Origin of the sequence: Corynebacterium sp. HMSC08D02 (genome assembly GCF_001807505.1) — a bacterium.
Lineage (GTDB): Bacteria > Actinomycetota > Actinomycetes > Mycobacteriales > Mycobacteriaceae > Corynebacterium > Corynebacterium pseudogenitalium.
Map to the genome: position 1 here is coordinate 78,239 of NZ_KV789253.1, position 13,716 is coordinate 91,954.

At 62.1% G+C, this 13,716-nt stretch carries 9 protein-coding genes; 4 read left to right on the top strand and 5 right to left on the bottom strand.

Translation table 11 applies throughout. The features are described 5' to 3' along the window. Positions 1-197 precede the first annotated feature (197 nt). From HMPREF3170_RS08360 to HMPREF3170_RS08370, 3 genes are read right to left on the bottom strand one after another with little or no spacing between them, the layout of a single operon-like run. Complete coding sequence (locus HMPREF3170_RS08360; RefSeq protein WP_070363359.1) at positions 198-719, bottom strand: peptidylprolyl isomerase; 522 nt, start codon at positions 717-719, stop codon at positions 198-200. A 41-nt stretch (positions 720-760) separates the two neighbouring features. Further along, entirely contained in the window at positions 761-3,013 is a 2,253-nt protein-coding gene (gene metE, locus HMPREF3170_RS08365; protein ID WP_070479079.1) for a 5-methyltetrahydropteroyltriglutamate--homocysteine S-methyltransferase, read from the bottom strand. Continuing rightward, positions 3,010-3,954 (bottom strand): methylenetetrahydrofolate reductase, encoded by a 945-nt coding sequence (locus tag HMPREF3170_RS08370; RefSeq protein WP_369822023.1) that lies wholly within the window; start codon positions 3,952-3,954, stop codon positions 3,010-3,012. The genes metE and HMPREF3170_RS08370 overlap by 4 nt, the downstream gene beginning before the upstream one ends. 239 nt (positions 3,955-4,193) lie before the next feature. Here HMPREF3170_RS08370 and HMPREF3170_RS08375 point away from each other — a divergent pair, with 239 nt between their 5' ends. Then, the gene (locus HMPREF3170_RS08375) at positions 4,194-4,766 is read left to right on the top strand and encodes a hypothetical protein (RefSeq protein ID WP_070479080.1); all 573 of its coding nucleotides are present in this window, start codon (positions 4,194-4,196) and stop codon (positions 4,764-4,766) included. Between the two features lie 3 nt (positions 4,767-4,769). On the opposite strand, the gene HMPREF3170_RS08380 is transcribed toward HMPREF3170_RS08375, so the two are convergent. After that, complete coding sequence (locus HMPREF3170_RS08380; RefSeq protein ID WP_070479082.1) at positions 4,770-5,336, bottom strand: TetR/AcrR family transcriptional regulator; 567 nt, start codon at positions 5,334-5,336, stop codon at positions 4,770-4,772. Positions 5,337-5,424: 88 nt separating this feature from the next. Between HMPREF3170_RS08380 and HMPREF3170_RS08385 the strand changes: the two genes are divergently transcribed. The 3 genes from HMPREF3170_RS08385 to HMPREF3170_RS08395 all read left to right on the top strand — a co-directional run bounded on the left by HMPREF3170_RS08385 (position 5,425) and on the right by HMPREF3170_RS08395 (position 9,127). Further along, positions 5,425-6,036, top strand: coding sequence for an ATP-binding cassette domain-containing protein (locus tag HMPREF3170_RS08385; RefSeq protein WP_070363363.1), 612 nt, complete (start codon positions 5,425-5,427; stop codon positions 6,034-6,036). Beyond that, positions 6,033-8,126: a YhgE/Pip family protein gene (locus HMPREF3170_RS08390; protein WP_070479084.1), complete on the top strand. Its 2,094-nt coding sequence runs from the start codon at positions 6,033-6,035 to the stop codon at positions 8,124-8,126. Before HMPREF3170_RS08385 ends, HMPREF3170_RS08390 begins: the two co-directional genes overlap by 4 nt. Before the next feature lie 581 nt (positions 8,127-8,707). Next, the gene (locus tag HMPREF3170_RS08395) at positions 8,708-9,127 is read left to right on the top strand and encodes a hypothetical protein (RefSeq protein ID WP_070363365.1); all 420 of its coding nucleotides are present in this window, start codon (positions 8,708-8,710) and stop codon (positions 9,125-9,127) included. Between the two features lie 100 nt (positions 9,128-9,227). Here the strand turns inward: HMPREF3170_RS08395 and HMPREF3170_RS08400 are convergent, their stop codons facing one another. Further along, positions 9,228-13,697, bottom strand: a complete 4,470-nt coding sequence (locus HMPREF3170_RS08400) for a hypothetical protein (protein WP_070479085.1) — start codon at positions 13,695-13,697, stop codon at positions 9,228-9,230. Positions 13,698-13,716 lie beyond the last annotated feature (19 nt).

Consider the following 13,716-nt stretch of genomic DNA (forward strand, 5'->3'; position numbering starts at 1 on the left):
TCGGCAAGATGGGAATGTGGTGCGCGTCCCGGGCACTTGAGTGCCAAAGGACGCAATCCCGAAAAAACCGCCATCAAAACGCCTGGTCATCAATGGGCTAGCCTTTAGGGGGTGCGTCCTTTGGCACTCACGGCACTCGAGACCTAAGAACGCCAAAGGCCCCACCAAAAAGGCGGGGCCTAAGACAAAAAATAAAGCTACTCCACGGTGACGGAGTTGATCACGACGTCCTCGACGGGGCGGTCCATGCGGCCGGTCGGGACGTTGGCAAGCTCGTCGACGACCTTGCGGGAAGCCTCATCGGTGACCTCGCCGAAGATGGTGTGGCGGTTGTTCAGCCACGGGGTTTCGGCGACGGTGATGAAGAACTGGGAACCGTTGGTGCCTGGGCCGGCGTTGGCCATGGCCAGCAGGTATGGGCGGTCAAACTGGAGTTCTGGGTGGAACTCGTCGGCGAACTGGAAGCCTGGGCCGCCGGTGCCGGTGCCGGTTGGGTCGCCGCCCTGGATCATGAAGTCGGGGATGATGCGGTGGAAGATGGCGCCGTCGTAGAAGGGGCCTTCGGTGGTGCCGGAGGCGTTCTTGGTGGAGTAGTCGAGGGTGCCCTTCGCCAGGCCGGTGATGGTGTCAACGGTGTGTGGGGCGTGGTTGCCAAACAGGTCGACTTTGATGTCGCCGTGGTTGGTATGGAACGTCATTGTCTGCGTCTTTTGAGTCATGGTGTACAGCGTACACGACCCTCCACGCCCCTCGTCCGGTGTTAGCGCTGGGCGAGCACCGCGTCGCGTGCGGCAACCAGGTTGCGTAGCGACGGCACCACTTCCTCATACTTGCGCGTCTTCAGGCCGCAGTCGGGGTTGACCCAGAGGTGTTCGGCTGGGACGTGACGCAGTGCTGCTTGGAGCAGTTCGACGATTTCCTCGACGGAAGGGACGCGTGGTGAGTGGATGTCCCAGACGCCGGGGCCGATTTCGGAGTGGAAGGAGTCGTCGATGTCGGCAAGCAGTTCCATGCGAGAGCGGGCGGCTTCGATGGAGGTGACGTCGGCGTCGAGGCCGGCGACTGCGTCGATGATCTGGCCGAACTCTGAGTAGCAGAGGTGGGTGTGGATCTGGGTGGTCGGTGTGGCGTTCAAGGAGACGAGTCGGAAGGAGCGGACGGCCCAGTCGAGGTAGGACGGGCGATCCTTTGCTCGGAGTGGGAGGAGTTCGCGCAGGGCGGGCTCGTCGATTTGGATGATGCTGATGCCGGCTTCCTCGAGGTCGCGGACTTCGTCGGCGAGGGCGGCGCCGATTTGGTCGGCGGAGACGGACAGGGGGACGTCGTCGCGTTTGAAGGACCAGGCCAGGATGGTGACAGGGCCGGTGAGCATGCCCTTGACTGGCTTGTTGGAGAGGGATTGGGCGTAGGTGGCCCATTCGACGGTCATTGGGGCTGGTCGGGAGACGTCGCCGTAAACGATTGGTGGGCGGGTGCAGCGGGAGCCGTAGGACTGGACCCAGCCGTTTTCGGTGACGACGAAGCCGTCGAGGAGTTCGGCGAAGTACTGGACCATGTCGTTGCGTTCGGCTTCGCCGTGGACGAGGACGTCGATGCCGATTTCTTCTTGCAGTTCGATGACCTGCTTGATTTCTTGCTGCAGCGCTTCCTTGTATTGAGCGTCGCTGAGTGTGCCGTTGCGGTGTGCGGCGCGGGCTTGGCGGATCTCGGGGGTTTGTGGGAAGGAGCCGATGGTGGTCGTCGGCAAGCTGGGGAGGTTCAGCGCCTCGCGTTGGGCCTGCTGGCGCTCGGCGAACAGCGGCTGGCGCTGCACCTGACCTGCAGGAAGAGTGCCAAGACGCTTAGCGACGGCCTCGTCGTGGCGCAGCGGGGACTCCGCGCGGGTCCGCGCGACCCGGGCAGATGCGGCGAACGCGACCTCGGCTGCCTGCGGGCCGGCGCTCAGGGCGAGGGCTTCGGCGATCTTCTCGTCGGCGAAAGCGAGCCAGGTGGCGACGTCCACGGGCAGGTTGCGCTCGGCCTTGAGGGTGTGCGGCACGTGCTGCAGCGAGGTGGACGTGGTCACCGATGTGGCGCCGAGGGTGGTGAGGATTTCGGTGCGTTCGGCGAGGTCGGCGGCCCAGACGTTGCGGCCGTCGATAAGTCCGGCGACGAGGTGTGTCTCGGGCGCGACGTGGGTGCGGACCTGCTCGACGTAGTCAGGGGTGGCCTGCAGGGTCCACGGGGACAGGTCGACGTGGAGGGCTTCGGGCTTGAGTTCGCCGAGGACGGGCAGGGCGGCGTCGGCGGCGCCGTACGGGGTGGTCAGGTAGACGCTCGGGCGAGCGTCGGCGCCGAGGAGCGTCGACCATGCCTCACCCAGGTAGCGCGCGATATCGGTGTCCGGGGTGTCAACGTCAGCGACGACGATCGGCTCGGCGACCTGGACCCACTCCACACCGGCCTGGTGCAGCGCCGCGAAGACCTGGGCGTATGCCTCGACGAGGGCCGGGAGCAGGGACCACTCCACCGGCTTCGACAGCGCGAGCAGCGTGACTGGGCCGACGAGGTACGGGCGCACCTGGTGGCCGGCCTCGCGGGCCTCCTCCACGATGCGCACGATGCGCTCCGGCACCGGCGTAATCTCCTGACCGGCGGCAACCTCGGGCACGAGGTAGTGGTAGTTGGTGTCGAACCACTTCGTCATCTCCAGCGGCACGCGGGTGGCGGTGCCGCGGGCGAGCGCGAACTCCTCATCCAGGTCGGTGCCGCCGGCGACGAGGCCGACGGTCAGCGCGGTCTCCAGGACGTGGTCGTAGAGGGCGACGTCCGCCGGGATGGCGTAGGGCTCGGAGAGACCGAGGTCACGCAGGTGGTTGTACGTATCGATGCGCAGGGCGCGCGTCGTGGAGCGGAACGTGTCCGCGTCGATCTGCCCGGACCAGTAGGACTCCAGGGCGCGCTTCAGTTCGCGTTGCGCGCCGATCCTCGGGTAGCCCTCGATGGTCGTGGTGGGGAATGCTACGGTGCTCACAGGTTGAGTCCTTTCAATAGTTCACGTGTTACTGCTAAGTCGTTATGTGTGTAAACATGCAGGCCACCGGCGCCGGCCTGCAGAATCGTGCGCGCTAATGCAACGGTGAGTCGCATGCCAATCTGGTGCTCTTCCTCCGGTGTCCGCGCCGCTTCAAGCTGCTTGATGACGTCCACCGGGGGTGCCACACCGGACAACTCACCCATCCTGCGCACCCGGTTCACGCTGGTCATCGGCATGATGCCGGGGATCAGCGGGATGCGCACCCCGGCGAGCCGGGCACGCTCCGCGAAGCTGAGATAGTCCTGCGCGTCGAAGAACAGCTGCGTGATGGCGAAGTCGGCACCGAGGCGCTGCTTCGCCAGCAACACGTCCAGGTCTTGGTCGTCGCTGGTGCTCTCCGCGTGTCCCCGCGGGTAGCAGGCCACCGACAGCGCGAGCTTGCCCGCCGCGAGGCGGTAGGCCTGCGCGTCGGCGACGTCCTGGATCAGGTTGAGCAGGTCCGTTGCGTGCTGCAGGTGTGTGTCGGGCAGGCGGTCGAGTCCGGCTGGGATGTCGCCGCGAAGGGCGAGGAATCCGCGGACGCCGGCGTCGATAAGCTGGGTGATCCACTGCCGCAGCTCGTCGGGCGTGCCGGCGGTGCAGGCGAGGTGCGCGATGGGGCGCATGCTCGTGGTCTGCGCGATGCGCTCGATGAGGCGGGCGGTGCCTTCCAGCCAGTCGCTGCGGTGCGAGCTGGTGACTGACACGTAGTCGGGCTGGTAGGCGGCGAGCCCTTGGATGAGGGCGTCGAGCTTGGCGGAGTCGGCGCTGTGACGCGGTGGGATCACCTCGAAGCTGAGCGCCGTGCGTGCCCGCTGCGGGCGTGGTGCGAGCTCCTCCTCGATGCCGTCCAACGGTGCCGACGCCGAGATCCGCGTTTCCAACGTTGCCTGCCGCACCTGACTCACCTGCCTTCTGTTGCTTCCTGTTGATGGGGTGCAATGAAATTTAAGGCTGGCCGCAAGGGTGCACAACTACTTTTGCGTATCGCGATGTATTGTCACAGGTCAGCGACCTGCGAAATGTGAATAATATTTCCCAAAACTGAACCGCTTGGTCTACTTCGTGCGGACTGTGGGGGCACATGTCGGTGCAGCCCGCTAGGGTGGTTGGGAAAGAACACAACGAAGGAGCACACATGAACCTCACCACTGCACGACTCGCACTGCGCGGCATCAGCGGCGCCTGGAACTACTTCCGCGAACTCAACAGCAAGCAGCAGCGCGACGTCTACGAAGCACTCGCCGAGGCCATCAAGGACGACAACATCGACGACCTCCACGACCTCGCCGACGTGCCACAGCTCGAGGGGATCTACGACGCCGCGCGCCAGCAGGCCGGCAAAGTCACCCGCGCCAGCCACGCGCGTATCGACGCCCGCCGCGCCCTCCACGCCGCGACCGCCCCTGACCGCAAGGCCCGCCAGATCGCGCTGAAGAAGGAAGCGCGCAAGCGTGGGACCGGCTCGAAGGTCCTGTTCGCCTCCCTCGGTGCTTGCGCGCTCGCGGCCGGCGGCTGGGCGCTGTGGGAGTTCTACCTGCGCGAAAAGCTCGAGGAGCGCAACCACGAGCCGAAGCACGCGCTGCGGGAAGACGCGACTGAGGGCACGTCTGAAGGCACGGCCACGCTGGTGTATTCCACCGATTCCGCCGACGACCAGTTCAGCACCCTCGACGCCCTCGACGACGACCAGCGCCGCGCTACGAAGTAGCCGCTAGTTGGCGTCCACCCGCCACGCCAGCAGCAGGTGGTTGACCAGGCGGGTCTTCACGTCTGGGAAGAGGTCGCGCAGGTTCGCGCTCATCGGGCGGGTGACCACGATCAGCTCGGCGGCGATCTCGGAGGGGGTCAGCGCTGGGTCGACGAGGCCGTGGGGGGCGGCGAGGTCCAGCAGCTCTTGGGCGTGCGCGAAGAACTCGTCGCGGCGCTGCCGCACCGTGGGCTCCAGGGCGTGCGGCGGCTCGTCCGCCGGGGCCGCCACCAGCATGCCGATACCCGAGTCGGCGCACGCCCAAATGAAAGCGCGCCACTGCTCCTCCGGGGCGCTGTCAAACTTGGCCAGCGTGTCCCCCAGCTTCGCGTCGAGCACGTCAATGAACTCGAGGGCGCACGCCTGGCGCAGGTCGGCGCGCGTCGGAAAGTGCCTGTACAGCGTGGCGATGCCCACCCCAGCGTGCTCCGCGATCTCGCCAAGCGTGACCTCCGAGTTCGGGCGGGTGCGGAAGTTCTCCACCGCCGCCCGGATCAGCTGTTCGCGCTTCTGTCTCGCATCGGCTCGCATGGTGCTTCCTTTCCGCTTGACATTAACTGATAGTCAATCCTACGCTTAGCACCATTCTGCAACGAAAATCAACCAAAGTAGGTGTTCAATGGACTGCATCCTACGAGCCGTCGACGTCGTCGTGCGCCCAGGGAACAACCCGGTCAACCTCGAGGTTGGCGAAGGGTTCACGCTGGTCACATCGCCTCGCGAGTCCGGCGCGTCCACACTGAGTATGGCGCTCGCCGGCCGCTACGAACCACACAGCGGCACCATCGAGCTTTTCGACGAGCCCACCACCGCCCGCCAACGCTTCCCCGAGATCGCCCTGGCGGGCATCTCGCTCATCGACTCCGTCGAGCGCTCCGTGCCCACCAAGGAAATCATCCGGGAGCAAATCTCCTGGGAGCTGCCGTTCTTCCGCCTCATCCCGCGTGACCTGCTCGGCCACGAACTTGTCGAACCCTGGCTGGAACCCCTCCAATTCGACCTGGACGAGGACAAACTCAAGCTCGGCATCGGCGACCTCAGCATCGTCGACCGGATGCGGTTGCGTGTACTGCTCGCGCTCATCGCGCGACCCGACGCGCCGCTGATCATCGTCGACGACCCAGACCAGCTGCGTAACTTTGAGCTGCGCAAAGAATTCATCGACAACCTGCGCGACGTCGCAAAACTCAAACCTGTGCTGGTCAACAGCGTGAACAAGGAGGACCTATGATCGCAGGGCTGCACATCGGCAGCAACTTCCGAAAGTTCGGTCACGGCAAACTGCCGCCGCTGGCCATGATTGCCATCACGCTCATCCCGCTGCTCTTCGGCGGGCTGTTTGTCTGGTCCTACTACGACCCGCTGGGCAACCTGCACAAGATGCCCGTCGCCCTGGTCAACTCGGACGAGGGTGAGCACGGCCTGACCGTCGTCGAAGAACTCATGGACGAGCAACCCATGGACTTCCGCCTCGTCAGCGCGGAGGAAGCCCAAAAGGGCGTCGCCGACGGCACCTATTACCTCGGCGTAGAGATCCCCAGCGACTTCTCCGAAGCCGCCGAATCCGTCAACTCCGACAACCCCCACCAGGCGAAACTCAACATCTCCCTTAATGAGACCAACGGGTTCATTCCCACCATGCTGGGCAACCAGGTGACCCTGATCATGAGCTCCGTCATCTCAGAGAGCGTGAGTAAAGAGGTGGTCAACCAGCTCTTCGTCGGCTTCAACACCATCCACGACGGCATGGTGAAAGCCGCCGACGGCGCGGGCAAACTCGATGACGGCGCGCACAAAGCCAAGGACGGTAGCGGCAAGCTGAAGGACGGCGCCGGCAAGCTCAACGGCGGCGTCGGGGAGCTTGACAACGGCATCAAGAAGCTCGCCGACGGCGCGCAGCAACTCGACTCCGGCATCGGCGAACTCCAGCAGGGCGCCAACACGCTCAACGAGAAGCTCGGCGAAGCCTCCCAAGGCGCCAACAAGCTTGCCAACGGCCTCACCGCCCTCCAAGACGGCACCGCCCAGCTCGGCGCCGGAGCAGCCGCCATCGCCGGCGGTGTAGGCAAGCTGACCTCCATCACGGACCAGCTCAACGTGGCCCAGAACACCTTCAACAGCATCAACGCCACCCTGGACCAGGCCATCCGTCAGCTCGACGCCACCCCAGTTCCCGGCGCCTCCGACCTGGCCAATCAGGCCCGCGGCCTGAAAGCTCAGCTCAATGCCGACCAGTTCGTCGCCATGAACCCGCAGATGATCAACGACCTGACCAGGCTGCGCAACGGCGCCCACGAACTGTCCACCCAGCTCAACGACCCCACCGCCAAGTACCGCTCCGGCATGGACCAAGCCGCCGCCGGTGCGCAGACGCTGGCGCAGGGCCTGCGGATGCTGCAGGACGGCTCCGGCACGCTCGTGGTGGGCGTCGGCAAGCTGAAGGACGGCTCCTCCCGCCTCGTCGTGGGAGCGAACTCCGCAGCCGAAGGCACCTCCAAACTCGCGGGTGGCTCCAACCAGCTCGTCGTCGGCCTCAACGACCTGAACGACGGCCTGGTCACCCTCAGCGACGGCACCGGCGAACTCAGCCTCAAACTCAACGAAGGCGCCGACAAAGCCCCAACCTGGGAAGGCGACCGCCTCGAGAAAGCCACCGAGGCCGCCGGTAACCCCGTCGTACACAACAACACCGGCGACGAACTCACCTTCTTCGGCAAGGGCCTCTCCCCCTTCTTCCTGTCCCTCTCCCTGTGGATCGGCGGCCTGGTGCTCTACATGATCCTCGCGCCGTTCTCACGCCGCGTCATCGACTCCGGCACCAACCCCTTCCGCATGGTCGCCCACACCCTGCTGCCGTCCCTGATCGTCGGCTTCGTGCAGGCCGTGCTGCTGTGGCTCGTGCAGGTCGTCGCGATCGGCGTCGAGCCGAAGCACCCACTCGGCCTGTTCGGCGTGCTGTGGTTCGGCTCCTGGGTGTTCATGTCCCTCATCCTGGCCATCAACATGGTCTTCGGCCCCGCCACCGGCAGACTGGTCACCATGGCGCTCATGTCCCTCCAGCTGGTGGCCTCCAACGGCCTCTACCCGCCCGAAGTGCAGCCAGGGTTCATCCAGTGGGTCCACGCCTGGGACCCGATGCGCTTTACCGTGGATATGATCCGCGTCGCCTTCTTCGGCAACCACGCCGAAGACCCGCGCCTGCTGCGCGCCATCGTGGTCCTCACACTGCTCGCAGTGGCCGCGTGGTTGATCAGCGCGTGGGGCATGTGGAAGCGCCGCATCCTCAACGACAAGGACATCCACCCAGAGCTGTCGCTGTAAGGGTTTGTGGTTGCTGGGGGCCGGTCCCTGGCACCACATTCCTATTTGGGGGTTCGGTGAGCTGGGGAAACGCTGCGGCGCCTTTTCGAGATTCGGGAATTTGGTGTCTGGGCAGGGGATGCGCGCACCAAATTCCTGGATTTTGGCAGCCGGGTTTGGAAAAGCCCAGGTCGATGGGGGTCGGGGAGGGAATGTGGTGTCCCATCGGGAGATGCCAGTGCCAAAAGACGCAATTCTTGTTGGGGGAAGGGGTAAAAACCCAGCTCGTGAAGAGAGAGTTGCGTGCTTTGGCACTGAGGTGAGGGGGAGTGCACCAAATTCCTCCTCGTGGAGTTGACGACCTGGGGAAACGTCGCGTCGCCTTTTCGAGATTCGGGAATGTGGTGTCGTGATGCTTGGCCTGCGCACCAAATTCCCTCACTGGCGCGTTTAGTGACCTGGGAAAACACGTGTGCGACCTTCGGAAAATCACGAATTTGGTGCGCTCCCCCTTCTGCAGGTGACTTCTACGACTGGTAGACTCGCAACATTGTTGATGCGTCAACACGCATTGCGATCTACCAATAACGAAGGAGCACACTATGTCTACATCCGCAAAGCTTGCATCCGTTGCCCTGCGCGTCCCGACGGGGCTTTTCATTTTGAACTCTGCCCTGGGCAAGTTCGGCCTCAACCGCGAGGCCGCCGAGGGCCTCCAAGGCATGGCTGCCACGGGCATCCCTGCGCTTGGCAAGTTGGATCCGGAGCAGTTCGGCAAGGGTCTCGCTGTCTCTGAGGCAGCGGTGGCCGGCGCGCTGCTCGCCCCCTTTGTGAGCAACCGTCTCGCCGGTGCGGCCCTTGGCTCGTTTGGCGCTGGCATGTTGACGATGTACTTCAACAACGACGCCATGACCGAGGACGACGGCATCCGTCCTTCCCACGATGGCCTTTCCCTGGCGAAGGATTCGTGGCTGGTTTCGATGGGTGCGGCGCTGATGGCGTTGCCGAAGAAGCGGAAGTAGCCGATTCCCTTTACTGCAAGAGAAAACCCGGCCCGCGCACCGTGTGGTGTGCGGGCCGGGTTTTGTTATGCCCTGACCTCAGCCTGAGACGGAGTCAACGTTAGTTGTTCTCCGCTGGCTTGTCCTCGGCAGGCTTTGCTTCCTCGGTGCCCTGATCGTCCTTCTTGGAGGAACCGTCAATCAGGGTCTGGTTGCCGGTTGCCTTGCCCAGCTGGTAGGAGGACGTTGCTTCGTCCACACCACAGCTACGCAGGACAACGTCCATGATGATCAGGCCGGCGGTGATGGCACCGAGGGCGCCACCTGCGAGGCCGATCATCTGTGGGTTCGCTACCTGGAACGCACCCTGCAGGCCGGCTGCGCGCTCTGCGCGGTCGCGGTCGTAGATACCCAGGCCACGCTGGATGTCATCGTTAGCGCGCTTGATGGCTGCGTTGACCTCTGCGCGCAGGCTCTCGAGGCCCGGAATGCGGACCTGGGAGAGGATGCCCAGCGGGATCAACAGCAGCAGTGGCGACGCCATGCCGACCAGACCAGCGATGCACTTCGGGTCCTTGAAGTTCGCGTTCGAGGAACCCTTGGTTTCCTTCGTAACGGTGATATTTACCTCAACATCGACTGGAGCACCCTGAGCAGAGTTCGGGAAGATCGGCACGATGGTGAGGTTGCCATTCTTCTCCGGGGTGATGATCCACTTGCCGTCCTTGAACTCCTTCGTCGCCTTACCGCCGACAATGTCGAAGTCGACCTTGCTCAGGTCAAGCTTCACGCCAGAGTCAGGGTTGAGCTGGATGGTGATGACGCCGGTCTTCTCGTTCTTCTTAATGATGAAGAGCTTGTTCGGGTCGGCAATGTTTGCACCCTCGGAGGTGGACCAGCCCTTTGGCAGGACGGAGATGGTGTATCGAGTCACCAGGTCACCGTTGGCGTTGTACTCCTCAACAACCACAGACTGGTTTGCAGCCTTGTCCGTCGGAGTGAAGACGGAGTTATCAGCGCTGATGTCAGTGAGAAGATCGCGGCCCTTGACGATGGCCAAGGTGTTGTCCTTGTCCTTCTTCTCGATGGTCTGCGTCTCACCAACAAGAGCGCCCTTCTGAACCTCATCGAACTTACGGACCTTCGGCGCCGTGATGTTCAGCGTGTAACGGTTGACAACGTTGCCGTCTGGGTCAACCTCCTGCACGATGCCCGACTTGCCAGCCGAATCCTTCACAGGCTTTGCAACCCACTCAGAGATCTTGTTGCTCTTGCCGTCGACAGAACCGCTGTCCTGAACGTTAGTCGTGAAGTTCTCGGAACCACTAACCCACACCATGGTGTTCGGGTTGATCTGCAGCACGCGGAACTCAGACGATTCTGGGATCTCGAAGGTGCGGTTGCTCTTGTTCTCGCCAGTGCCGACGGTGAACTCGTAGTTCGCGTACACGCCACGGTCGTCAGCGATCTGGAAGGTGAAGACCTTGCCGATTGCTGCCTCGAGCGGCACGAGCTGGAACTCGTTCGTCTCCTCGGAGTACTTGAAGTACTTCTTGAACTCGCTGGTGATGTCCTTACCATCTGCCAGGGTACCCTCGAGGACCTTGAAGACCTTATCGTTCTCGTAGCGGGCCAACTTCGCGGTGCTATCCGTCGTGATCACGCGCTTGATGACCTTGTTCAAGTCACGACCAGGCTTGAAGTTGATGGTGTAGCGCTCGAAGACGTAGCCGTCGTTCGTGCGGTTCTCGACGACAACGGTGCCTTCTGCCTCACGCTTCGGCTCCAGCTTCATGATGGAACCTTCTTCAGGCTTCGACTTCAGCAGCTCCTCGCCCTTGATGAGCTTGAGGTCGGTGCCCTGAATCGTCAGGTCGTTGTCAGTGGTGAACTCGTGGTTCAGCTCCTGGACGTGACCCGGCTCGACATCAACAACCCACTCGGTGATGACAAGGTCAACGTACCGCTTGCCGTCCTTGTTCTTCGGAGCCTTATCAACAATGATCTTCGGCTTCTTCGGGTTATCATTGTTCGGGTCGAGCAGGCTCTCGTCAGCGACGGTGGAACCCTCAGGAATATCCTCTACGTCGAGCCAACGCATGGTCTCCTGGATCTTGACCTGGCCCTTCGTGCCCGGCTTGAAGCGGAAGCGCAAATCGGTAGTGTCACCGTTGTCGTTGGTCTTCGTATTCTTCTCATCCTTGACGACCAAGTCCTCACCCTCAGTGATGGTGAGGTTGTTGTTCGTGGCGTTGCCAGCGTTAATCGTCATGTAGGAACGATCAACCGCCTCACGCTGCAGCACGCGCTTTTCGAAGGTGTCCTGGTTGAGAGCAGGATTAATCTGAATGTTCCAGATGTTGCGCAGCTCACCCTTGTCGTCGTTCACCTGAACGACGACCTGGCTGCCCTGAAGGTTATTGGCAGCTGCGTCGGTCGGCTTCACGACCCACTTGCCATTCTCTTCAATGATCTTCGCGTAGTCTTCACCGCTGACAATCTTGATGGTGTAGTTGTCGCGGCGCTCGATCTCGACCTTGCCATCGTGGTTGATGAGAACGTCACGGATGTCCGGGCCAGCATTCACGTCCTTCTTGACGATGAACGTGAATTCGTAGGTGCGGCCGTCCTTGTCGGTGAAGGTGACGGTTGCTTCGCCTTCAGCGCCTTCGTTCGGAACGATCTTCCAGTTGTCGCCGTCCTCGACGATCTCCTTGATGACCTTGTTCTCGTCGGAGGTGATCTCGAACTTGGTACCACCACGACGCTCAACGAAGCCCACGGAGGTGTTGAGGATCTCGCGGGTCACCTTGTAGGTGGAGTTGATGTTCTCAATGGTGATAATGTTCTGCTTCTCTTCACCGTTCTTCGACGTGATCTTGACGATCACCTCACCGTGAACATCCTTGTTCTTCGGGGTGATGACGAGCTTGCCAGCACCATCGTCCTTCACGGTCGCGATGTCGCCACCCTCGAGAACCTCTACCTTGTCACCCTTGTCCAGCGTGATGATCTTGGTGCGATCAGAGCCACCCTGGTTGATGTTGTAGAAGTAGTTGTTCACGATCTTGTTGAGGTGCTCGACCTCACCAGTGCGATCGTTGATCTGCAGCTCGTAGATGTACTCGTTGCCGTTCTCATCGGTAACGACGATCTCAACAACACCGGATCCCTTGAAGTCATCCTTCGGCTTGATGATCAGGTTGTTGTCCTTATCGCGATCCACGATCACGAGGTCCTCGCCCTTCGTGATGCGCCAGGAGTAGCCCTGCTTCTTCAGATCGCCCATGTCAAGGATCTTCTTCTCGTCCTTGTGACGGATGTCGATCGTGTTGTGGATCTCGTAGACTTCCTTCTCGATCCGGGTGTAGTACTCCTTGATGATCTCCTGAACGTTGACGTTCGTGGAAGTCGTCGTGACCGTGGACTGCTCGGTCTTCGTCTCGGTGACGTCAGTCGGGGTGACCTCAACCGTCGTTGGGACGGTCGTGTAGTGGGTCTCCGTCGTCGGGGTGACGTGCTCCTTGACCGTGGTCACGACTGGGCGCTCAGTAACGGTCGTCGTGTTGGTGACTGTCGAGCCTGGAACAACCGTCTCAACGATCGACGGCTCCGGCGTGATGGTCTTCGTGACCGTGACGTCCTTGCCGTTTTCACGCTTGGTCGTCGTCACCGTCGACGGCTCGTGAGTAACCGTAGTGGTCTTCGTCTCCGCCGGCTTCGTTACAGTCGTTACCTTCGTGGTCGGCGGGATTTGCTCCCAGCGGGTCTCGGTCGCCTCTGGGACTGTCACGACGGTGGTAACCGTGCTCTTCGGCAGCGTCACTGTCGTGTTCGTGTAGTGAGGCTCCTGCGGCTTTGGCTGCTTCGGCTTCTCCAGACCTGGCTGGTACGGCGTGATCAGACGCTGGGAAGTGTATTCACGCCTCCAGCTGAAATTCAGGTTGTAGTTGTTTGGCATCAAGACAACGATGTATTCGCCTTTGTTGTAGCTCTTGCGAACCTTTTCCATCGCTCCCTCGTTAACGACGAGGTAGTAGTTCGGCCCCGGGTTTGCCCTATCAACACGCTTGTAGCGAATCTCGAAACCGGTCAGCTCGGTGAACATCGCGTCACCCATCAGGTTCGGGCGAACCTCGTTGAGGTATGCAAGGTTGTTGGAAACCAACGCCTGCATGTACATCATCTTGCGCTTAACGCCCTCGATGTCGCCTTTCTCCTGGTCCTCGAGAACGGCCTTCATCAGGTTGATGGCGCCCTTCTCAACATCCGGGTTGATGCGGTTACCAACGCCGTAGCGGCCGGACTGGCCGGTCAGCTTACGGAAGGAGTAACCCTTCGGGTTGTTCCACGGGTTATCGACGCCCCAGTCGATGCACCAGCCCGGGCCGTACTGGGTAGCCAGCAGACCGAGAGCGTTCTGGCCCTTCGGGATCTTCTCTTTCCAGATCTGCTGGCCTTCAAAGACCTTCTGCAGCTCCTCCTGGGAGAGCTGATCGTACTGGCTTGTAACAGCAATGTCTGCGCTTGCGTTCGGCGCAGCAACGTGCACGGTGCTAACGGCCATGACGCCTGTAATCAGGCCGGCCATGATTCGCTTCTTAAGATGT

Excerpts from the sequence above, each read along its gene's own strand:
- HMPREF3170_RS08360 (WP_070363359.1), bottom strand. The coding sequence starts at position 719 with ATGACTCAAAAGACGCAGACAATGACGTTCCATACCAACCACGGCGAC.
- HMPREF3170_RS08375 (WP_070479080.1), top strand. The coding sequence starts at position 4,194 with ATGAACCTCACCACTGCACGACTCGCACTGCGCGGCATCAGCGGCGCC.
- HMPREF3170_RS08400 (WP_070479085.1), bottom strand. The coding sequence starts at position 13,697 with ATGGCCGGCCTGATTACAGGCGTCATGGCCGTTAGCACCGTGCACGTT.
- HMPREF3170_RS08385 (WP_070363363.1), top strand. The coding sequence starts at position 5,425 with ATGGACTGCATCCTACGAGCCGTCGACGTCGTCGTGCGCCCAGGGAAC.
- HMPREF3170_RS08390 (WP_070479084.1), top strand. The coding sequence starts at position 6,033 with ATGATCGCAGGGCTGCACATCGGCAGCAACTTCCGAAAGTTCGGTCAC.
- HMPREF3170_RS08380 (WP_070479082.1), bottom strand. The coding sequence starts at position 5,336 with ATGCGAGCCGATGCGAGACAGAAGCGCGAACAGCTGATCCGGGCGGCG.
- HMPREF3170_RS08395 (WP_070363365.1), top strand. The coding sequence starts at position 8,708 with ATGTCTACATCCGCAAAGCTTGCATCCGTTGCCCTGCGCGTCCCGACG.